16 protein-coding genes and 1 pseudogene are annotated in these 19829 nt (G+C 25.8%); 9 read left to right on the top strand and 8 right to left on the bottom strand.

Annotated elements, in window-relative coordinates:
* Positions 1 to 2: 2 nt before the first annotated feature.
* A complete protein-coding gene (nadK, locus tag AB4W64_RS00950; RefSeq protein WP_367678188.1) occupies positions 3 to 881 on the bottom strand; it encodes an NAD(+) kinase in 879 nt (292 codons plus the stop codon).
* Between the two features lie 113 nt (positions 882 to 994).
* On the opposite strand from nadK, the gene AB4W64_RS00945 reads away from it, so the two are divergent.
* Complete coding sequence (locus AB4W64_RS00945; protein ID WP_367678187.1) at positions 995 to 1537, top strand: nucleotide exchange factor GrpE; 543 nt, start codon at positions 995 to 997, stop codon at positions 1535 to 1537.
* 76 nt (positions 1538 to 1613) lie between these two features.
* Here AB4W64_RS00945 and ung read toward each other — a convergent pair.
* A pseudogene (gene ung, locus AB4W64_RS00940) lies at positions 1614 to 2280 on the bottom strand (uracil-DNA glycosylase).
* Between the two features lie 156 nt (positions 2281 to 2436).
* Here ung and AB4W64_RS00935 point away from each other — a divergent pair.
* Positions 2437 to 3030, top strand: a complete 594-nt coding sequence (locus AB4W64_RS00935) for a peroxiredoxin C (RefSeq protein WP_367678186.1) — start codon at positions 2437 to 2439, stop codon at positions 3028 to 3030.
* Positions 3031 to 3140: 110 nt separating this feature from the next.
* Here the strand turns inward: AB4W64_RS00935 and AB4W64_RS00930 are convergent, their stop codons facing one another.
* On the bottom strand, positions 3141 to 3908 hold the full coding sequence (locus AB4W64_RS00930; protein WP_367678185.1) for a DUF2076 domain-containing protein: 768 nt from the start codon (positions 3906 to 3908) through the stop codon (positions 3141 to 3143).
* A gap of 258 nt (positions 3909 to 4166) precedes the next feature.
* Between AB4W64_RS00930 and gyrA the strand changes: the two genes are divergently transcribed.
* From gyrA to yfaE, 4 genes are read left to right on the top strand one after another with little or no spacing between them, the layout of a single operon-like run.
* Complete coding sequence (gyrA, locus tag AB4W64_RS00925; RefSeq protein WP_367678184.1) at positions 4167 to 6656, top strand: DNA topoisomerase (ATP-hydrolyzing) subunit A; 2490 nt, start codon at positions 4167 to 4169, stop codon at positions 6654 to 6656.
* Between the two features lie 52 nt (positions 6657 to 6708).
* Complete coding sequence (nrdA, locus tag AB4W64_RS00920) at positions 6709 to 8991, top strand: class 1a ribonucleoside-diphosphate reductase subunit alpha (RefSeq protein ID WP_367678183.1); 2283 nt, start codon at positions 6709 to 6711, stop codon at positions 8989 to 8991.
* Positions 8992 to 9026: 35 nt separating this feature from the next.
* Positions 9027 to 10157, top strand: coding sequence for a class Ia ribonucleoside-diphosphate reductase subunit beta (gene nrdB / locus AB4W64_RS00915; RefSeq protein WP_367678182.1), 1131 nt, complete (start codon positions 9027 to 9029; stop codon positions 10155 to 10157).
* Between the two features lies 1 nt (position 10158).
* Positions 10159 to 10422 (top strand): class I ribonucleotide reductase maintenance protein YfaE, encoded by a 264-nt coding sequence (yfaE, locus tag AB4W64_RS00910; protein WP_367678289.1) that lies wholly within the window; start codon positions 10159 to 10161, stop codon positions 10420 to 10422.
* 27 nt (positions 10423 to 10449) lie between these two features.
* On the opposite strand, the gene pta is transcribed toward yfaE, so the two are convergent.
* On the bottom strand, positions 10450 to 12588 hold the full coding sequence (pta, locus tag AB4W64_RS00905; RefSeq protein WP_367678181.1) for a phosphate acetyltransferase: 2139 nt from the start codon (positions 12586 to 12588) through the stop codon (positions 10450 to 10452).
* Positions 12589 to 12630: 42 nt separating this feature from the next.
* Positions 12631 to 13848 (bottom strand): acetate kinase, encoded by a 1218-nt coding sequence (locus tag AB4W64_RS00900; RefSeq protein ID WP_367678180.1) that lies wholly within the window; start codon positions 13846 to 13848, stop codon positions 12631 to 12633.
* An 88-nt stretch (positions 13849 to 13936) separates the two neighbouring features.
* On the opposite strand from AB4W64_RS00900, the gene nadE reads away from it, so the two are divergent.
* Positions 13937 to 14743 (top strand): ammonia-dependent NAD(+) synthetase, encoded by an 807-nt coding sequence (gene nadE, locus AB4W64_RS00895; RefSeq protein ID WP_367678179.1) that lies wholly within the window; start codon positions 13937 to 13939, stop codon positions 14741 to 14743.
* 12 nt (positions 14744 to 14755) lie between these two features.
* On the opposite strand, the gene sirB1 is transcribed toward nadE, so the two are convergent.
* From sirB1 to prfA, 3 genes are all read right to left on the bottom strand, one after another.
* Positions 14756 to 15565 (bottom strand): invasion regulator SirB1, encoded by an 810-nt coding sequence (sirB1, locus tag AB4W64_RS00890; protein WP_367678178.1) that lies wholly within the window; start codon positions 15563 to 15565, stop codon positions 14756 to 14758.
* A gap of 159 nt (positions 15566 to 15724) precedes the next feature.
* Positions 15725 to 16558, bottom strand: a complete 834-nt coding sequence (gene prmC, locus AB4W64_RS00885; protein ID WP_367678177.1) for a peptide chain release factor N(5)-glutamine methyltransferase — start codon at positions 16556 to 16558, stop codon at positions 15725 to 15727.
* A 9-nt stretch (positions 16559 to 16567) separates the two neighbouring features.
* Positions 16568 to 17641, bottom strand: a complete 1074-nt coding sequence (gene prfA / locus AB4W64_RS00880) for a peptide chain release factor 1 (RefSeq protein ID WP_367678176.1) — start codon at positions 17639 to 17641, stop codon at positions 16568 to 16570.
* Positions 17642 to 17833: 192 nt separating this feature from the next.
* Here prfA and ispE point away from each other — a divergent pair, with 192 nt between their 5' ends.
* Both ispE and AB4W64_RS00870 read left to right on the top strand, forming a co-directional pair.
* Positions 17834 to 18718, top strand: a complete 885-nt coding sequence (ispE, locus tag AB4W64_RS00875) for a 4-(cytidine 5'-diphospho)-2-C-methyl-D-erythritol kinase (RefSeq protein ID WP_367678175.1) — start codon at positions 17834 to 17836, stop codon at positions 18716 to 18718.
* Between the two features lie 32 nt (positions 18719 to 18750).
* A complete protein-coding gene (locus AB4W64_RS00870) occupies positions 18751 to 19698 on the top strand; it encodes a ribose-phosphate pyrophosphokinase (protein ID WP_367678174.1) in 948 nt (315 codons plus the stop codon).
* The last annotated feature ends 131 nt before the right edge of the window (positions 19699 to 19829 follow it).

Genomic DNA, 19829 nt, shown 5'->3' with positions numbered 1-19829 from the left:
TTTTAAAAAAACTTTTTAGACCAATTTAATTTAGAAGTTAAAGTCTGAAAATAATTATAACTCGTAGGATGAACAAGATTTAAATAATAATTACTACGACGAATCAGCACACATTCATCTTTTTCAATTGTTAAAACAATTTGACTATCACAACTTATTTTTAAGTTTGTTTCAATATTAGAAAATTTCAAACAAATAATACTATCACTATCAATTACTAAAGGACGAGAAGATAAAGTATGTGGAAACATAGGTACTAATACAATAGCGTTTAAAGACGTTGATATAATAGGTCCACCAGCTGATAATGAATAACCAGTAGAACCAGTTGGAGTAGAAACAATTAATCCATCTGCTCGTTGAGAAAAAGAAAATTGATTATTTATATACACTTCAAATTCTATCATATGAGCTAAATGTGTTGTATGTAAAACTACTTCATTAATAGCTATACTAGATCTAGAAATTATTTTTTCTTGACATACCTGCGCATCTAATAAAAACCTATTTTCTAATAAATAATTACCAGATAACACTTCTGACAATTTCTGTAATCCAGTATCAGGATTTAAATCAGTAAGAAAACCTAAATTACCACGATTAATACCAATAATTTTAATATTATAAAATGATAAAACACGAGCTGCACATAATAAATTTCCATCTCCTCCTATGACCACTGCTAAATCACAGGTTTGACCAATTTCTATTAATGTAGCAGTGTTAGCACTTTCGAGCTTTAATGATCTAGAAACAGTACGTTCAATAAAAACCTTATAACCGTTTTTGATCAACCATTTATAAAGTATTTTATGTGTGATTAATGCACTCGCATGACGCGGATGTCCAACAATGCCAATATAAGTGAAATTTTGCTTCATTACACAAAAAATCCTAATAAAAAATAATATTTATTATAACAGCAAATCAACTTGAAATATTACTTACAAGATTTATAATAACTCATTGATTAATATTCAAAATGGTGATAATCATGAATTCTGAAAAGAAACAATCTGATAACAAAAACGGTACACAAGAAAATATAAATGATATAGATGCACTTCAAAACAAAAAAATTTACGATTTAAAGAATCGATTGCTAGAAAATAAAAGAAAAATAGATGATATAGAATTGCGTAAATTAGCTAATATAGAAAATATAAACAAAAACACTAAAGAAAAAATAAATAAAATAAAAAATACAGAAACTCAAAAATGTTTAAAAAAAATTATTCCAGTAATTAATTCTTTAGAAGATATATTAGCACTATCTGAAACGTTAGATATAAAAGATAAACCTTTAATAAAAGGAATTGAATTAACACTACAATCTTTATTGAATATATTATTTAAATTAGGTGTTAAAACAGAAGGTAAAAAAAACGAAATTTTTAATTCTGATATTCATGATATTTTTGAAACAAAAACATTTGATGATATAGAAAATAATCATATTGTGCTAGTTCATAAAAAAGGACTCACTCTTGACAAAATAATATTAAGAAAAGCAATAGTGACAATTTCAAAAAAATAATCTTTATAAAAATCTTATTCTATTAACAATTGTATATAATATTAAGATAGAAAAAATTTTGAAAGTTTTTTCTATTTTAATTTATAAACCAATTAATTGGTGTTTTTTTATTATTAACTAATATTTTATTAGTTTTAGAAAAATGTTTACAACCGAAAAATCCCCTATATGCTGATAAGGGAGATGGATGAGAAGATTTTAAAATATAATGATTATCTATATTAATTAAACTAGATTTTTTTTGTGCGTCATTACCCCAAAGCAAAAAAACAACATTCTTTCTGTATAAATTAATAACAGAAATTACCTTATCAGTAAAAATATTCCATCCTATGCTACTATGCGATTTTGGTTTTCCTGATTCTACCGTTAAAATTGTATTTAATAAAAAAACTCCTTGATTAGCCCATTTTTGAAGACATCCATGATTAAAAAAATGTTTTTTTTGAAAATCGTTATTTAACTCTTTGTATATATTCTTTAAAGAAGGTGGTATAGTACAATTCTTAGGAACAGAAAATGACAATCCGTCTGCTTGTTTTCTAGAAAAATATGGATCTTGTCCGAGAATTACAACTTTTATATCACTGAAATCAGTGTGTATAAAAGCATTAAATATATCTTTTTGATCGGGATAAATTATTTTTTTTAAACGTTCTTTTTTAAGAAATTTTATTATATCAATAAAATATCTTTTTTTTTTCTTGAGACAAAACATCTTTCCAAGACAAAATTGTGTTCATATTCATTTTTTCGCTCTTAATAATTTTCTTATGAAAATTAAAAAAAATTATTTATTTCAAAATGTTCATGATTTAAAAAATAAATAAACATAATAAAAATAGTTTTTTAAAAATATATTTCTTCATTTGTTAATATAAAAAATATAGGAAAAAAAAATGGTTTTAGTTACAAAACACGCACCTAATTTTATAGCTCCAGCACTTTTATCAAACAATGAAATTATTGAAAAATTTGATTTTAAAAAATATTCTAATGGTCAACCAATTATACTATTTTTTTGGCCTATGGACTTTACTTTTGTATGTCCATCTGAAATTATAGAATTTAATAAACTTTATACTGATTTTAAAAAAAGAAATGTTAAAATTGTAGGTGTTTCAATTGATAGTGTTTTTGTTCATCAAGCATGGCAAAAAACACTACCTAAAAACGGTGGAATTGGTCAAATAAATTTTCCTATGGTATCAGATATAAAACACGATATTCAAAAATCTTACGGTATTGAACACCCAATATTAGGTGTGGCTCTAAGAGCTTCTTTTTTAATTGACTCAAATTGGATTGTACGTCATCAAGTTGTAAATGATCTTCCTTTTGGTCGTAATATTAAAGAAATGATAAGAATGGTAGACGCTATAGATTTTCACAATAAACATGGCGAAGTTTGCCCTGCTAATTGGGAAAAAGGAAAAAAAGGAATGCAAGCATCTTCAGAAGGAGTTGCTGAATATCTAAGCACTCATTCTTAAAAAAATTTAAAGTCAGCAAAAAAATTTATGCTGGCTTTATTATTTAACTAATTTTAATAATATACTTATTAAGTATCGAAAATTATTTATATTAATAATAAACAACACTTTTAAATAAAATTATCATCATTAACATCAGTATCATCTAAATGATCTACATAATTAAATTCATCTTTATTGTCAACAAAATCGAAACTTGATTCATTTTTATGAATTTCTAAATCATTTTCTGCATAATTTACTAAATGATCATGACTACTATTATTAATTAAATGTTCATCTATACGTTCATCTACACGTTCATCTATATGATGATCTAAAGAAGATTGATTAATAGTATCAAATATTTCTTCTTCTGGTTTAGTGTGATTAAAAACATTCATCAACATATTGCCTAAAATCATGCCGCCTGCAACACCTGTAGCTGTTTGTAATGCATTACTAAGAAATCCACTATTTCTTGTTGTTGTTACTGTAGGTATTGTTTGTGTTGTTGGAGAAGACATAGTGGTATTAGAGTGTTGTAACGGTGAAATATTTTCTTTTTCTTTCCATATATTATCATTATGAGATGTGTTTTGAGTAATCGGACTAGTTTTAAAAAAATTAGACAAGAAACTCGGCTTTTTAATTGATTTTTCCATATTATTTAGTGTTTCAATTCTTTTTTTTAATTCTTCGATTGTAATACTCATTTTTTTTATAGCTGTTTCTTGAATTAATATGGTTTGAGCCATGTAATAAGAAGAAGCAGGTTGTTTTTTTACTAATTTTTGAATTAAATCATCTGCTGATTGATCTCTTTCAGAAGAATTCAATTCAGTAGTTTTTAAACGATTAAATAAATTTTCTATAAGATTTTTTTCTTCATCTTTCATATAAGATCTCATTTTAAAGTCGAATTAATAAATTAATATATTTTTAACAATTAATTATTAATATTTTTTTAAATAAAATTATAATTATTTTTAATATTAATACTTTCATTTAAAATAAACAATATAAAAAATATTTTTTATCAGAAAATTAAATTTATATGATAACACGAATGATTTTCTTTCAATGCATCTAATAGTTTAATTATGTTATACTTTTGTACTTAATTTTAGCACTTTAATTAAAGAGATAATAGTTTTATGAAAGACCCGGCACAAGAAATCACACAGGTCAATATTGAAGAAGAGTTAAAAAGCTCTTACTTAGACTATGCTATGTCTGTAATAGTTGGCCGAGCCTTACCTGATGTTCGAGACGGTTTAAAACCTGTTCATCGAAGAATACTTTTTGCAATGTATATATTAAATAACGATTGGAACAAAGCATATAAAAAATCTGCTCGAGTAGTAGGTGATGTTATAGGAAAATATCATCCACATGGTGACTCAGCAGTATATGATGCCATAGTGCGTATGGCTCAAAAATTTTCATTACGATATATGCTCATAGATGGTCAAGGAAATTTTGGATCAGTAGATGGAGATTCTGCTGCAGCCATGAGATATACAGAAGTGCGCATGTCTAAAATAGCTCATGAGCTCTTAATTGATTTAGAAAAAAATACAGTTGAATTCTTACCAAACTATGATGGAACTGAAAACATTCCAGAAATCCTTCCCGCAAGAATACCTAATCTATTAATTAATGGATCATCAGGAATAGCTGTAGGCATGGCAACAAATATACCTCCACACAATTTACATGAAGTCATTAATGGATGTTTAGCATATATTGATAATAATGATATTACGTTAGAAGAATTAATTAAATATATTCCAGGACCAGATTTTCCAACAGCTGGAATCATTAATGGAAAATCAGGAATTGAAGAAGCGTACCGAACAGGAAAAGGTAAAATCTTTATTCGAGCACATCATACTATTGAAATAAATAAAAAAAATAAAAAAGAATCTATTATATTTGATGAAATCCCTTATCAAGTAAATAAATCACGTTTAATTGAAAAAATAGCAGAACTAGTAAAAGATAAAAGAATTGATGGCATTACTGCTTTACGTGATGAATCAGACAAAGATGGAATGAGAATTGTTATTGAAATAAAAAAAGAAACAATACCTGAAATTATTTTAAATCAATTATATTCTTTAACACAATTACAAATTTCTTTTGGAATTAATATGGTTGCTCTATGCCAAGGACAACCAAAAACTTTATCATTAAAAGAAATATTAAAAAATTTTATATCTCACAGACAAGAAATAATTATACGACGTAGTTTATTTGAATTAAACAAAACACGTAATCGAATACATATTCTTGAAGCATTAAACATTGCTCTAATAAATATTAATAGCATCATTAAGATAATAAAAAATTCAAAAAACTTATCTGATGCAAAAAATTTAATCAAAAAACACAATTGGAAATCTGATAATAAAGAAACATCTAATGTTTTTGAAGAAAAAAATAAAATAAAATATTTTTTTACTGAAAAACAAGTAGAAGCTATTTTAGATTTACGCTTACATAAATTAACTAATTTAGAACAAACAAAAATTCTTTTAGAATACAATGAACTAAAAAAGAAAATAGAAGATTTAACAAATATTTTAGAAAATCCAAATATTATGTTTAATGTAATTAAAGAAGAACTTTTAAGTATACAAAATATTTTTCATGATAAAAGACGGACGAAAATTACTGAAAATCATTCAGATATTAATATTGAAGATTTAATAAATCAAGAAGACGTTGTAGTAACACTTTCCCATTCAGGGTACGTAAAATACCAACCTCTATCTGATTATAATGCTCAAAGACGTGGAGGAAAAGGAAAATCAGCTGCAAAAACAAAAGAAGAAGATTTTATAGAAAGTTTAGTAATTGCAAATACACATGATACTATATTATGTTTTTCCAGCCGTGGAATTTTATATTGGATGAAAGTTTATCAGCTACCCGAATCGAGTAGACATGCAAGAGGTAGACCTATAGTAAATTTATTACCCTTAAATTCAAAAGAAAGAATTACTGCTATATTACCAGTACATGAATATAAAGATAATCTAAACATTTTTATGGCTACTGCTCATGGAATAGTAAAAAAAAGCTCCTTAAGTCAATTTAAAAAACCTAGATTATCCGGAATTATTGCTATTAATTTACACGCTCATGATGAACTAATCGGTGTTGCTTTAACTAATGGTAATAATAATATTATGCTATTTACACAAAATGGTAAAGTGGTACAATTTTTAGAAAATAATGTTAGAACAATGGGTAGGACTGCATCAGGAGTAAAAGGTATAAAAATTAAAAAAAGTGATAAAGTTGTTTCTTTAATTGTTCCCAAAAACAAAGGCAGTATTTTAATAGCAACAAAAAATGGTTATGGAAAAAGAACTAAAATAACTGATTTTCCTATAAAATCACGTGCTACTCAAGGCGTTATTTCAACAAAAATTACTGATAAAAATGGAAAAATTATCGGAGCAATACAAGTTTCAGAAAAAAACCAAATTATGATGATTACCAATGCAGGAACACTAGTTAGAATTCGGGTTTCTGAAGTAGGTGTACTCGGAAGAAACACGCAAGGTGTAATATTAATAAGAACATCAAAAAATGAAAAAGTTGTTGCTTTGCAAAAAATTGTAGAACCTATATAAAAAAATAATGAAAATATATCTTATATACTCTTGATAATAAGTCAAATTAAACATGAAAAACAGTCTATTTGTTACAAAAAGAAATGGAAAAAAAGAAAAAATCAATTTAGATAAAATTCATAAAGTATTAAATTGGGCGGCAGAAGGTCTTGATGATATATCTGTATCTCAAGTAGAATTATGCTCTAGAATTCAATTCTATAATAATATTACTACAATTAACATTCATGAAACTATTATTAAAGCTGCAGCTGATTTAATTTCGCAAGACACACCAGATTATCAGTATATGGCAGCAAGATTGGCTATTTTTCACCTTAGGAAAAAAGCTTATGGTCAATTTGAACCACCTCTATTGTATGAACATGTAAAAAAAATGGTACTTTTAGGAAAATATGATGAAAATTTATTAAAATATTATTCCCATGAAGAATACGTAAAAATGAACTCTTTCATTGATCATTGGCGTGATATGAATTTTTCATATGCAGCCGTTAAACAACTAGAAGGAAAATATTTAATACAAAATCGCATTAGCGGGAAAATATATGAAAGTGCACAATTTTTATATATTTTAATATCTGCATGTTTATTTTCTCAATATCCAAAAAATATTAGAATGAATTATGTTGAGCGATTTTATCATGCTATTTCAACTTTTAAAATTTCTTTGCCCACGCCAATTATGTCAGGAGTACGAACTCCTACTCGTCAATTTAGTTCTTGTGTTTTAATTGAATGCGCTGATAGTCTAGACTCTATTAATGCTACTACTAGTTCTATTGTAAAGTATGTTTCTCAGCGTGCGGGAATTGGTATTAATGCTGGACAGATTCGTGCAGTAGGCAGCCCTATTCGAAATGGAGAAGCTTTTCATACAGGTTGTATTCCTTTCTATAAACATTTTCAAAGTGCTGTAAAATCTTGTTCTCAAGGAGGTGTACGAGGTGGAGCGGCGACAATATTTTATCCAATATGGCATTTTGAAGTTGAAAGTTTATTAGTATTAAAAAATAATAGAGGAATTGAAGAAAATAGAGTACGTCATGTTGATTATGCAATTCAAATTAATAAACTCATGTATCAAAGAATGCTCTTAGGGAAAAAAATTACATTGTTTAGCCCTTCTGATGTCCCTCAATTATATGAATCCTTTTTTTCTGACCAAAAAAAATTTGAAGAAATTTATGTTGAATACGAAAATAATAATAATATAAGAAAAAAAAGTATTAAAGCATTAGATTTATTTTCATTGGTCATGCAAGAAAGAACATCTACTGGACGTATCTATATACAAAACGTAGATCACTGTAATTCACATAGTGCATTTAATCCTAAATTGTCTCCAATTAGACAATCTAATTTATGTTTAGAAATTACATTACCTACTAAACCATTAAAACATATTCATGATAAAAGTGGAGAAATTGCACTTTGTACATTATCGGCATTTAATCTGGGAACTATTAATAATCTTAACGATTTTAAAGAGTTATCTATATTATCAGTTCGTGCACTTGATGAAATATTAGAATATCAAAATTATCCGATATTAGCAGCAAAAAAATCAGCTATTTCTAGACGTTCTTTAGGCATTGGAGTTATTAATTTTGCATATTACTTAGCTAAAAATAAAGTACGCTATTCAGATGGTAGTGCAAAAAATTTAACACATAAAACTTTTGAAGCAATACAATATTATTTGTTAGATGCATCTTGTGACTTAGCAAAAGAAAAAGGAGCATGTTCTGCATTTGATCAAACTAATTACTATTTGGGGAAATTACCAATAGATACATATAAAAAAGATATTGATAAAATATGTAATGAACCTTTACATTTAGATTGGAATGTATTACGTTCTAAAATCAAAAAATATGGATTAAGGAATTCAGCATTATCTGCTTTAATGCCTTCAGAAACATCTTCTCAAATATCTAATGCAACTAATGGCATTGAACCACCGCGAGGTTTTATTAGTATTAAAGTATCTAAAGATGGAATATTACGTCAAGTAGTTCCAGATTATAAAAAATTGAAATTACAATATGAGTTACTTTGGAATATACCAAACAATCTTGGATATCTAGAACTAGCAGGGATAATGCAAAAATTTATTGATCAATCTATTTCAGTAAATACACATTATGATCCCAGAAGATTTTTAAATGATAAAATTCCCATGAAACAACTTATATATGATTTATTATTGTCATACAAACTCGGCTTAAAAACATTATATTATCAAAATACACGAGATGGTGTTAAAGAAAATCAAAATATTACATCTGAAATAGTAGACGAAATTTGTGAAAGTGGTTCATGTACTATATAAACTAAAATATTCAATTAATTATTAGGTGTAATACAATGTCTTATACAATTTTTTCGAAAAAAAAAAATAATCAACTTAAAGAACCAATGTTTTTTGGACAACCTGTAAATATTGCACGATACGATCAACAAAAATATAATATTTTTGAAAAATTAATTGAAAAGCAATTATCATTTTTTTGGAGACCTGAAGAAATAGATCTTTCTCGAGATAGAATAGATTTTCAAAATTTACCTGAACATGAAAAACATATTTTTATTAGCAATTTAAAATATCAAACATTGCTTGATTCAATACAAGGAAGAAGCCCTAATATCGCTTTTTTACCGATTATTTCTATTCCTGAATTAGAAACGTGGATTGAAACATGGTCTTTTTCAGAAACTATTCATTCACGTTCTTATACTCATATAATCAGAAACATTGTTAATTCACCATCTTTAATATTTGATGATATTGTTTCAAACAAAAATATTAATGATCGAACTCAAAATATTTCTATATACTACGATGAATTAATAAAAATAACTAGTTATTGGCATTTATTAGGAGAAGGAGTACATTTAATAAAAGGAAAAAAAATTTTTGTTGATTTAAACTTAATTAAAAAAAAACTATATCTATGTTTAATCAGCGTCAACGTACTAGAAGCTATTAGATTTTATGTGAGTTTTGCATGTTCTTTTGCATTTGCAGAAAGAGAAATAATGGAAGGAAATGCAAAAATTATTAGATTAATAGCACGAGACGAAGCTTTACATTTAACCGGTACTCAACATATTTTAAATCTTTTTAATGATACAAACAGTAATGAAGAAATGAAACATATCGTTTTAGAATGCAAAGAAGAAGCTATTAATATATTTATATTAGCTGCAGAACAAGAAAAAAAATGGGCTGAATATTTATTTCAAAATGGATCAATGCTTGGTTTAAATAAAGACATACTTTGTCAATACATAGAATATATTACTAATATTCGCATGAATGCCATTGGACTCAAAATGCCTTTTAGAAAACGATCTAATCCAATTCCTTGGATAAACTCTTGGTTAACTTCAGATAATATTCAAACAGCTCCTCAAGAAACAGAAATTAGTGCTTATTTAGTAGGACAGATTGATTCAGAAGTATCCGATAATGAATTTAAAAAATTTAAACTATAATATGAATTATTCTATAATTAAAATAATAAATACTAAAAAGAAGATAGTATGTAAAAAAAATATTTTATTATTATTTATATTAGAAGTAAATAATATTAATATTCAATACCAGTGCCGATCTGGTTATTGTGGCATGTGCCGTATTGAATTAATTAAAGGACGAGTACACTATGTGATAAAACAGCCCATGGCTGCTTTATTTAAAAAACAAGAGATTTTTCCATGTTGTTGTCAACCTGATGGAAATATCACAATTAAAATTTAAAAAAAAATATTTTATGCATTATAAAATCTATATTTTTTGTGTAGATTGAATGGAAGTTGATGCAATAGTATAAATGATATCTTCTATTGAAGCTCCTCGAGACAAATCATTAACTGGTTTTCTTAATCCTTGCAATATTGGACCAATAGAAATTAGATTTGCAGATCTTTGAACTGCTTTATAAGCTATATTCCCAGAATTTAAATCAGGAAAAATAAATATAGTTGCTTTTCCTAAAATAGGAGAACATGGTGATTTTAATTTAGAAACTGTTTCTGAAATTGCTGCATCATATTGAATAGGACCATCAATAATTAAATCAGGTCTTCTTTTTTTAACAATAAAAGTGGCATTTTTAACTTTTTCTACCTGACATCCAAATCCTGAATAACCAGTAGAATAAGATAACATAGCTATGCGCGGTTCAATTCCAAAAATTTTTGATGAGTCTGCAGATTGAATAGCAATTTCTGCTAATTCTTCTGCAGTAGGATTGATATTGATAGCGCAATCAGCATAAATTATAACTTCATTAGGAAATAACATAAAAAAAATAGATGAAACCAATGAAGTATTAGAACTAGTTTTAATAAGTTGAAGTGCTGGACGTATAGTATTAGCCGTAGTATTGATTGATCCAGAAACTAATCCATCTACTTCATTAGATTCAAGCATTAAAGTTGCTAAAAAAATATTTTCTTCTAATTTTTTTTTAGCATAAAATCTATTTATACCTTTATGTTTTCGCAGTTCAATAAAACGAGAAATATATTTATTTCGGACTAAAATAGGATTTATTATTTCAGTGTTTTTACTTAGATTGATACCTTTTTCATAAGATATACTATATATTTTTTTAGGATCTCCTAATAATATACAATTAGCAATATTATATTTTTGACATATAGAAACAGCTTGTAATATTCGAATCTCATATGATTCAGGTAAAATAATACGCTTATTACTAGTTTTTGACAATAATTTTAAGTAATAACAAAATTCTTTAGGAGAATATTTTATATAAAAATTGTTATTTTTTTTTCCTGAAATTATAATATTACGACAAAAAAAACTAGAGACATATTTTTGTAATTTTCTTATATATGTTTTATTTTTTAAACTAATATTAAAATTAAAAAGATGCAATCGAGATAATATTTCAATCGTATTTTTTTTTGTAAAAAAAATAGAAATTCCTCGATGTATTAAAATATCACATATAGAGATAATCTTTTTTTTTGATTCAAATATTCCGGTCAAAATAATACCGCTAATTTTATTACTGTTAATATTTAAATTACACATTTGAATTAAAGTATTTATACGACTATAAGAAACTATTATTAAAGTATTTAAATATTTTTTTTTCAACATATTCATATAAGTTTCATCAAATATTATTATATTTTCGATAATATTATTCTTAATTTTAAATAAATTAATGTAATTTACATCTAAAAAATTACAAATATCTATTAAATATGTTTTTATGATTTTTTTATTCCAAGGAATACAAGCTATAATTGGAAAATAACTATTTTTAAACAACTCTTGTGTAATTGCTAATTCTTGTTTACTTACTTTTATTTTTTTTAAAATATTTAATTTTTTTATAAAATCATATTTTTTTTCCAAAAAAGGAGAATGAATTTTATTAAAAATAACACCTAAAAAATTTTTATATTTTTGTTTTTTTAAAAATAATTCAATTTCTTCTTCTCTTTTTCGAAGGTATTCTAAAGAAATACTTTTTAAGTTGGCTACTAAAATGACTTCTGCACTTAAATTTTGAGAAATGTCATAATTAATTTTTTCAGCATGAATACTACGATTATGACCAATACCTTCAATTAAAAGTATTTCATATAATTTTTTTTTATTATAACATTCTTCAATAACTTTATTTAGACATGAAAAATATTTATTAGAAAAAAAATCATGTTTAGAAAAATCTATATTTTTTAATAGATGTATAGATTTTTTAAAATATTTATTAATAATTAAAGCTGTATCATCTACTAAATCATTTATACAAGAGAAATATAATATAGATTTATAAGATTTTTTATTTAATGCACTTTGATTTAAAAAATTAATCATACTAAGACTAATTGTAGTCAGACCTACATCTTTATCTATAGGAATTAACATTATAATACGTGACATAATTATCCTATTATTTTAGATTAACATAAATTATTAAAAAAATTATTTTTTATTGATAATGCTAATTGTTTCTTCAGCTATAGCTAATTCTTCATCTGTTAAAATAACAAATACCGGACGTGAATTATATTCAGTAATCAATCCAGACGCGCCGTTTACAGTAGATAAATTTCTTTCTATATCAATTTTAAAATCTAATAAAGATAGTTTAGAAAGAGTAAGTTCTCTTATCAAAGGCACATTTTCACCAATACCTCCTGTAAAAATTACAGCATCTAAACGATTGTCCATCAAAGTTGTATAAGCTGCAATATACTTAGATAATCTATGGCAAAAAATATCTACAGATCTCTTAGCTTCTTTTTTTAAATAATAATTTTTTTCAAAATAACGAAAATCGCTACTAACACCACTTAAACCTAATAATCCTGATTTCTTAGTTAAAATAGTTTCAATATCGTTAATGCTAATATTTAAATTTTTGTTCATAAAAAAAATAATTGAAGGATCTATGTCCCCACTCCTTGTGCCCATCACTAATCCTTCTAAAGGAGTCAATCCCATAGAAGTGTCTACACATACACCATTACAAATAGCAGAAACAGAAGCACCGTTACCTAAATGACACGTTATAACATTTAAAGAGTTAAAATTTTTATTTAAAATAAGAGAAATTTTTCGGGCTACATAATAATGACTAGTACCGTGTGCACCATAGCGTCTAATACCATATTCTTTATAAAAATTATAAGGAATAGCATATAAAAAAGAAGATTTAGGCATATCTTGATAAAAAGATGTGTCAAAAACAGCTACATTTTTTTTTGATAATGCCGGGTACTTTTGTATAATTGTTTTGATACCAATTAAATTTGCTGGATTGTGTAATGGAGCAAAAGAAACTGCATCTTGAATACACTGAATAATATTATCATCAATTAAGATTGATTTTTTTATTTTAGTTCCTCCATGCACGACTCTATGTCCAATACCTATCAATTTCTTAAAAACATCTTTTTCTGCTAATAATACTTGATCTAAAATAAAATTTAAGGCATATTCATGAGTAATATTTGAACCTATTATTTTTTTATATTTTGTTCCCGAACATTGCCATGTAATATATGTTTCTGGTAAAAATAAACGTTCTACTATACCAGATAAATATTTTCTTTTATTATATGGGTTTAATATTGCAAATTTTATAGAAGAACTACCACAATTTAGTACAAAAATTAAATTTTTCAATTTTTCATCCATTTTTTATAATATATAATTAAAATAGTTTAAAAAAGTATTTGATCTTTAATATATCACTAATAAAAGATCTACAAAATATGAGAAAGATATGAATCTTCAAAAAAAAATTATTAAACTACTAGGAGTAAAACCAATAATTATACCCGAAGTAGAAATTAAAAATTGTGTGAATTTTTTAAAACAATATTTATTGCAACATCTTTATTTAAAATCTTTAATAGTTGGTATTAGTGGGGGGCAAGACTCTACATTAACAGGAAAATTATGTCAAATGACTATTGAAAAAATAAGATCTGAAACAAAAGATATGACTTATCAATTTATTGCGTTAAGATTACCATATGGAATTCAACGTGATGAAAAAGATTGTCAAGATGCACTTAACTTTATATATCCAGATTGCATTTTCAATATAAACATCAAAAACGCAGTTTTAAATAGTGAAAAATCGTTAAAAAAATCAGGTATTATTATTTCAGATTATATTAAAGGAAACGAAAAAGCTAGAGAAAGGATGAAAGTACAATATAGTATTGCTGCAGTAAAAAAAGGTCTTGTGGTAGGAACAGGACATGCAGCAGAAACTATTACTGGATTTTTTACAAAATATGGAGATAATGGAACAGATATTAATCCTATCTCTAAATTAAATAAAAAACAAGGTCGACTACTATTACAAAAATTAAATTGTCCTAAACATTTATATCTAAAAAAACCTACGGCAGATCTAGAAGAAAACTATCCACAGAAAGACGATGAGTCTGTTTTAGGTGTGACATATAACACAATTGATTCTTATTTAGAAGGAAAAAAAATAGATGCCATTAGCAAAAAAATAATTGAAAAATTATACTTAAATTCATCACATAAGCGTAATGGACCAATTACACAATAAATAAGATTAATATTAATGTAATATTACTTTTTTTTGTTCAATAGAATGAATTTGTACTTTAATAATCTCGCTAATTGGATCTTCAGGACAATGTTCTACAAAATAAATTAAATCTGTTAAAGCAACATGATTGCATTCTAATTGTGCATATATTAATCCTCTGTCACGAATTTCATATGGATTATTAGGATCAATATGCAGTAACAAATTAGTTACATTTAATGCTAACTCCATTTTTTTTTCTTCCATTAGCGCAGATTTTAAAATATCTAGCATTTTTCGAATAACAGTAATAGACTCAGATTTATATAAATCATTTTCATATAATTCTGCTGTTGGACTGATATTACCTTTTAGCCACACTTCTAATGTATGCTGATCTAATATATCTCCATTAAAAGGATTAATTAACCATTTTTTTTTATTAATCCAATCAGCTCTTAAAATAAGCTGTGTAGGAAATATAACAGGATTCAATGGTAATTTTAATTCTTGAGCAATATGCAGGAATAAAATTCCTAAGGACACTGCAGTACCTTTACGTGTTTTCAATACGTTATCAATCCATAATGTATCTGAAACTTGATAAATGCCACTTGCACCACCAAAATTCCAATGAACATAAAACAACTCTAGTAATTTTTCTAATTTTCGATTTGGTTCATATTCAGATGATACGTAAGATTTAGCTTCTTGTATTCTATGTTTTAATTCAGATCGAACAAAAATTGTAGGAAAATCTTCTCGAATGACTTGAGAAGCTTTAATCATAGATTCAAAAAGTGATAATGTAGAAAAGTCAATATTAGAAGAAACTTTCATATTATTAGCAATATTAATATTTTTTAAATAATTAAAAATTTAATTAACAATAAGTATAATTATATGATCAATATACAATTGATATTAAAATATAACATTTTTTATTGTTGTTAATACAACATATTTTTAAAAACTTTTTTTTAAAAAAGCAATTAATTTTTATTCATTATATTTTTTTCCAATCGTCACACGATCATTACCTCCATAATCTTTATAAGATTGCACTTCAAAAAAATTATATTGCTTAAATAAAGATTGTACTTTTATTTTTTGTTGCCATCCATGCTCGATTAACAACCATCCTCCAATAAATAAATATTTTTTTGCTTGTTTTATAATATATTCAATATCTAAAAGTCCATTTTTATCTGATATAAGAGCATTAAATGGTTCAAAAAAAATATCTTTTTTAAAAAACTTAATTTCTTTTTTACTAACATATGGTGGATTACTTACAATAATATCAAATTTTTCGTTTATATGCGAAAACCAATTACTAAATAAAAAAGAAACATTTTTTATATTTAATTTACATGCATTAATGCGAGCGATATCAAGAGCTTTTTTTGATTTATCAACACCAATAACGTGACAATGAGAACAAGATTTCGCTAAAGCCAGGGAAATAGCTCCACATCCAGTACCTAAATCAAGAATTAAAGTAAATTTACTTTGAATTTTAAATAACACTTGTTCTACTAAAATTTCTGTATCAGGCCTTGGAATAAGAGTATCATATGAAACACATAAAGACAAAGACCAAAATTCTTTTTCTCCTATTATATAAGCTATAGGCTCTCCTAAAGATCTACGATAAACTAAATAATTTAAATATTGATATTGTTTTTGAGTCAGTTTAATTGTATCAGAAGTTATAATAAAACTACGATTATGTTTCGAAACATAGCTTAATAAAAATTCAGCTTCGTATTTAGGATTATCAACATAAGATAAAATCTTAATAGATTTTTTTAACCACTTTAAAATATTCATATTTTTTAATTAAGATAAAGAAGAAAGCATATCTGCTTGATGTTCTTGAATTATTGGTTCAATTAGAAAATCTAATTTTCCTTGTAATACTTCATCCAGTTTATATATAGTAAGATTAATTCTATGATCTGTAATTCTATTCTGAGGAAAATTATATGTTCTATTTCTATCAGAACGTTCACCACTACCTAATAAAATACGTCTCATAGAAGAATTTTCTTCATGATTTTTTTCTAATTTAGCAGCATAAACACGAGCTGATAAAATAGATAATGCTTTTGCTTTATTTTTATGTTGTGATCGTTCATCTTGACATTCTACTACATTTCCAGTAGGAATGTGAGTAATTCGAATTGCAGAATCAGTAGTATTAACATGTTGTCCTCCAGCACCAGAAGAACGAAAAGTATCTATTTTTAAATCTGAAATATTAATTTCTTCTTTTTCTGCTTTGGGAGTGACAGGCATAACAGCAACAGTACAAGTTGATGTATGAACCCTTCCTTGCGATTCTGTTTCTGGGACTCTTTGTACACGATGACCACCAGATTCAAACTTTAAACGACCACATGCACCTTTCCCCGTAATTTTTGCAATAATTTCTTTAAAACCTCCTTTTTCACTTTCACTAACACTCATAATTTCTATTTTCCATGAATAAGATTCAGCATATCGTGTATACATTCTAAACAATTCACCAGCAAAAATAGAAGATTCATCTCCACCTGTCGCAGCTCTAATCTCAATAAAACAACTATTTTTATCATTAGGATCTTCAGGTAGCAACAATTTATGAATTTTATCTTCTAATATTTTCTTTTTTTCTTTAAATAAAAATAGTTCTTCTGCTGCCATATCTTGCATTTCTACATCTTCAAATAAAGAATTAATATTTTTAATATCAACTTCTACTTGTTCCCACTGGATAAAATATTTAATAATTTCAGCAAGTTTTAAATATTCTTGAGATAAAGTTTTTAAACGTTCGCGATTTGATATAATATTTTTTTGAGTGAGCATGATTTCAATTTCTTGATAACGATTTCGTAAAAATTGTAATTTATTAAAAATAGAATTATTCATAACATTCTTCCATCTATTAGTATCTTTTTAAAAATAATTATTAATTGATAAAAAACTTTTTTTATAAAGTTAATGTAACATATATAAAAAAAATTTTTTTAAAATTAATATATATATTATAATATATATCATGTTTTAATCTTTTTATTGTAATTTTAAAAACTGACATTAAACAAACATTTTAATGAACCGATGAATCTTAAAATGATATATACATGGCCATCTCCTGCAAAAATAAATCTATTTTTATACGTAACCGGAACACGTATAGATGGATATCATTATATACAGACTTTATTTCAATTACTTAATTATGGAGATACATTAAAAATAATTCCTAATAAAACCGGTAATATCAAACTATTTACTCACAAAAAATCTCTGATCAATATTCAAAATAGTATTATAAATGCGGCTAAATTATTAAGAGAGCAAGGATTATTTTACGAAAAAATAAATAATATTAATATTGGAGCTAAAATATTTTTAAAAAAAAGAATACCTATAGGAAGCGGATTAGGAGGAGCATCTTCTAATGCCGCAACTACTTTAATTGTTTTAAATAAATTATGGAATATAAAATTTACATTAGAAGAACTATCTATATTAGGTTTAAAAATAGGAACAGATGTACCTGGATTCATTATGGGAAATACAGCAATTATTGAAGGTATAGGAGAAATATTATATCCATTTAAACAAAAAGAAAAGTGGTATTTAATTATATATCCTAATACTCAGATATTAACAAAAAATATGTTTTCAAGCCCTTTTTTAAAAAAAAATACTCCTAAAAAATCTATTAAAATATTATTAAAAGAACCTTTCAGTAATGATTTTCAAAATATAGTAACACAAAAATTTACTCATATAAAAAAATTACTTTCAATGTTGTCTGAACATGCACCATCACGTATGACAGGCACCGGATCTTGTATCTTTTCTGAATTCAATGATAAGAAATCTGCACAAAAAATTCTTGCTTTAATTCCTAAAAATATGAAAGGATTTATCTCAAAAAGTGTTAATATTTCACCATTACACAAAATGCTTTATAAAAAAGATATTGTTTACTAATCAAAAATAGACGATAAAAAATAAGGTTTTTTATGCCTGATATGAAACTTTTTGCTGGGAATTCTATTCCCAAATTAGCAAAATTTATTGCGAATAGATTATATATTAATTTAGGGAATGCAGCTGTAGGTAGATTTAGCGATGGTGAAATTAGTGTACAAATAAATGAAAATGTACGAGGTGGTGATGTTTTTATTATTCAATCTACTTGCGCGCCAACTAATGACAATATCATGGAACTAGTTGTAATGGTAGATGCTTTAAGAAGAGCTTCTGCTGGTAGAATTACTGCAGTAATACCATATTTTGGATACGCTCGTCAAGATCGTCGAGTAAGATCAGCAAGAGTTCCTATAACAGCAAAAGTAGTTGCAGATTTTTTATCTAGTATTGGAGTAGATCGCGTACTAACAGTAGATCTTCATGCAGAACAAATACAAGGTTTTTTTGATGTTCCTGTAGATAATGTATTTGGAAGTTTAATTCTTTTAGAAGACATGCTCCAAAGAGAACTCAAAAATCCGATTGTAGTTTCCCCTGATATTGGTGGAGTAGTAAGAGCTCGAGCAATAGCTAAGCTGCTTTATGATACAGACATGGCAATAATTGATAAAAGAAGACCTCGTGCTAACATATCTCAAATTATGCATATTATTGGTGATGTAGCAAATAGAGATTGTATTTTAGTAGATGATATGATTGATACAGGAGGTACTCTTTGTAAAGCTGCAGAAGCGTTAAAAGAAAGAGGAGCAAAAAGAGTTTTTGCATACGCAACACATCCTATTTTTTCTGGAAATGCTTCTACTAACTTAAAAAATTCTATGATCGATGAAGTTGTTGTATGTGATACAATTCCATTATCAGAAAAAATTGAATCACTACCAAATGTACGCACACTTACTTTAGCAGGTATGTTAGCTGAAGCAATACGAAGAATTAGTAATGAAGAATCTATTTCTGCTATGTTTGAACATTAATATATTTTTATATTAACTTAATATATCAAATGCTAAGCACACTATCATGCTTTATATTTTTATATTAATAATGTGCTTAGTTGTTTGAAAAATATCAAAAATAATTTTACAATTTTAAAAAATATATTAAT

Origin of the sequence: Buchnera aphidicola (Brachycaudus tragopogonis) (genome assembly GCF_964059175.1) — a bacterium.
GTDB lineage: Bacteria > Pseudomonadota > Gammaproteobacteria > Enterobacterales > Enterobacteriaceae > Buchnera > Buchnera aphidicola_BM.
Note: the sequence above shows the minus strand (reverse complement) of the source record. Positions and strands in the feature narration are given on the sequence as shown.

What these genes read in the sequence shown, in the direction of transcription:
- nadK (WP_367678188.1), bottom strand. Translation starts at nt 881, where the DNA reads ATGAAGCAAAATTTCACTTATATTGGCATTGTTGGACATCCGCGTCAT.
- AB4W64_RS00945 (WP_367678187.1), top strand. Translation starts at nt 995, where the DNA reads ATGAATTCTGAAAAGAAACAATCTGATAACAAAAACGGTACACAAGAA.
- AB4W64_RS00935 (WP_367678186.1), top strand. Translation starts at nt 2,437, where the DNA reads ATGGTTTTAGTTACAAAACACGCACCTAATTTTATAGCTCCAGCACTT.
- AB4W64_RS00930 (WP_367678185.1), bottom strand. Translation starts at nt 3,908, where the DNA reads ATGAAAGATGAAGAAAAAAATCTTATAGAAAATTTATTTAATCGTTTA.
- gyrA (WP_367678184.1), top strand. Translation starts at nt 4,167, where the DNA reads ATGAAAGACCCGGCACAAGAAATCACACAGGTCAATATTGAAGAAGAG.
- nrdA (WP_367678183.1), top strand. Translation starts at nt 6,709, where the DNA reads ATGAAAAACAGTCTATTTGTTACAAAAAGAAATGGAAAAAAAGAAAAA.
- nrdB (WP_367678182.1), top strand. Translation starts at nt 9,027, where the DNA reads ATGTCTTATACAATTTTTTCGAAAAAAAAAAATAATCAACTTAAAGAA.
- yfaE (WP_367678289.1), top strand. Translation starts at nt 10,159, where the DNA reads ATGAATTATTCTATAATTAAAATAATAAATACTAAAAAGAAGATAGTA.
- pta (WP_367678181.1), bottom strand. Translation starts at nt 12,588, where the DNA reads ATGTCACGTATTATAATGTTAATTCCTATAGATAAAGATGTAGGTCTG.
- AB4W64_RS00900 (WP_367678180.1), bottom strand. Translation starts at nt 13,848, where the DNA reads ATGGATGAAAAATTGAAAAATTTAATTTTTGTACTAAATTGTGGTAGT.
- nadE (WP_367678179.1), top strand. Translation starts at nt 13,937, where the DNA reads ATGAATCTTCAAAAAAAAATTATTAAACTACTAGGAGTAAAACCAATA.
- sirB1 (WP_367678178.1), bottom strand. Translation starts at nt 15,565, where the DNA reads ATGAAAGTTTCTTCTAATATTGACTTTTCTACATTATCACTTTTTGAA.
- prmC (WP_367678177.1), bottom strand. Translation starts at nt 16,558, where the DNA reads ATGAATATTTTAAAGTGGTTAAAAAAATCTATTAAGATTTTATCTTAT.
- prfA (WP_367678176.1), bottom strand. Translation starts at nt 17,641, where the DNA reads ATGAATAATTCTATTTTTAATAAATTACAATTTTTACGAAATCGTTAT.
- ispE (WP_367678175.1), top strand. Translation starts at nt 17,834, where the DNA reads ATGAATCTTAAAATGATATATACATGGCCATCTCCTGCAAAAATAAAT.
- AB4W64_RS00870 (WP_367678174.1), top strand. Translation starts at nt 18,751, where the DNA reads ATGCCTGATATGAAACTTTTTGCTGGGAATTCTATTCCCAAATTAGCA.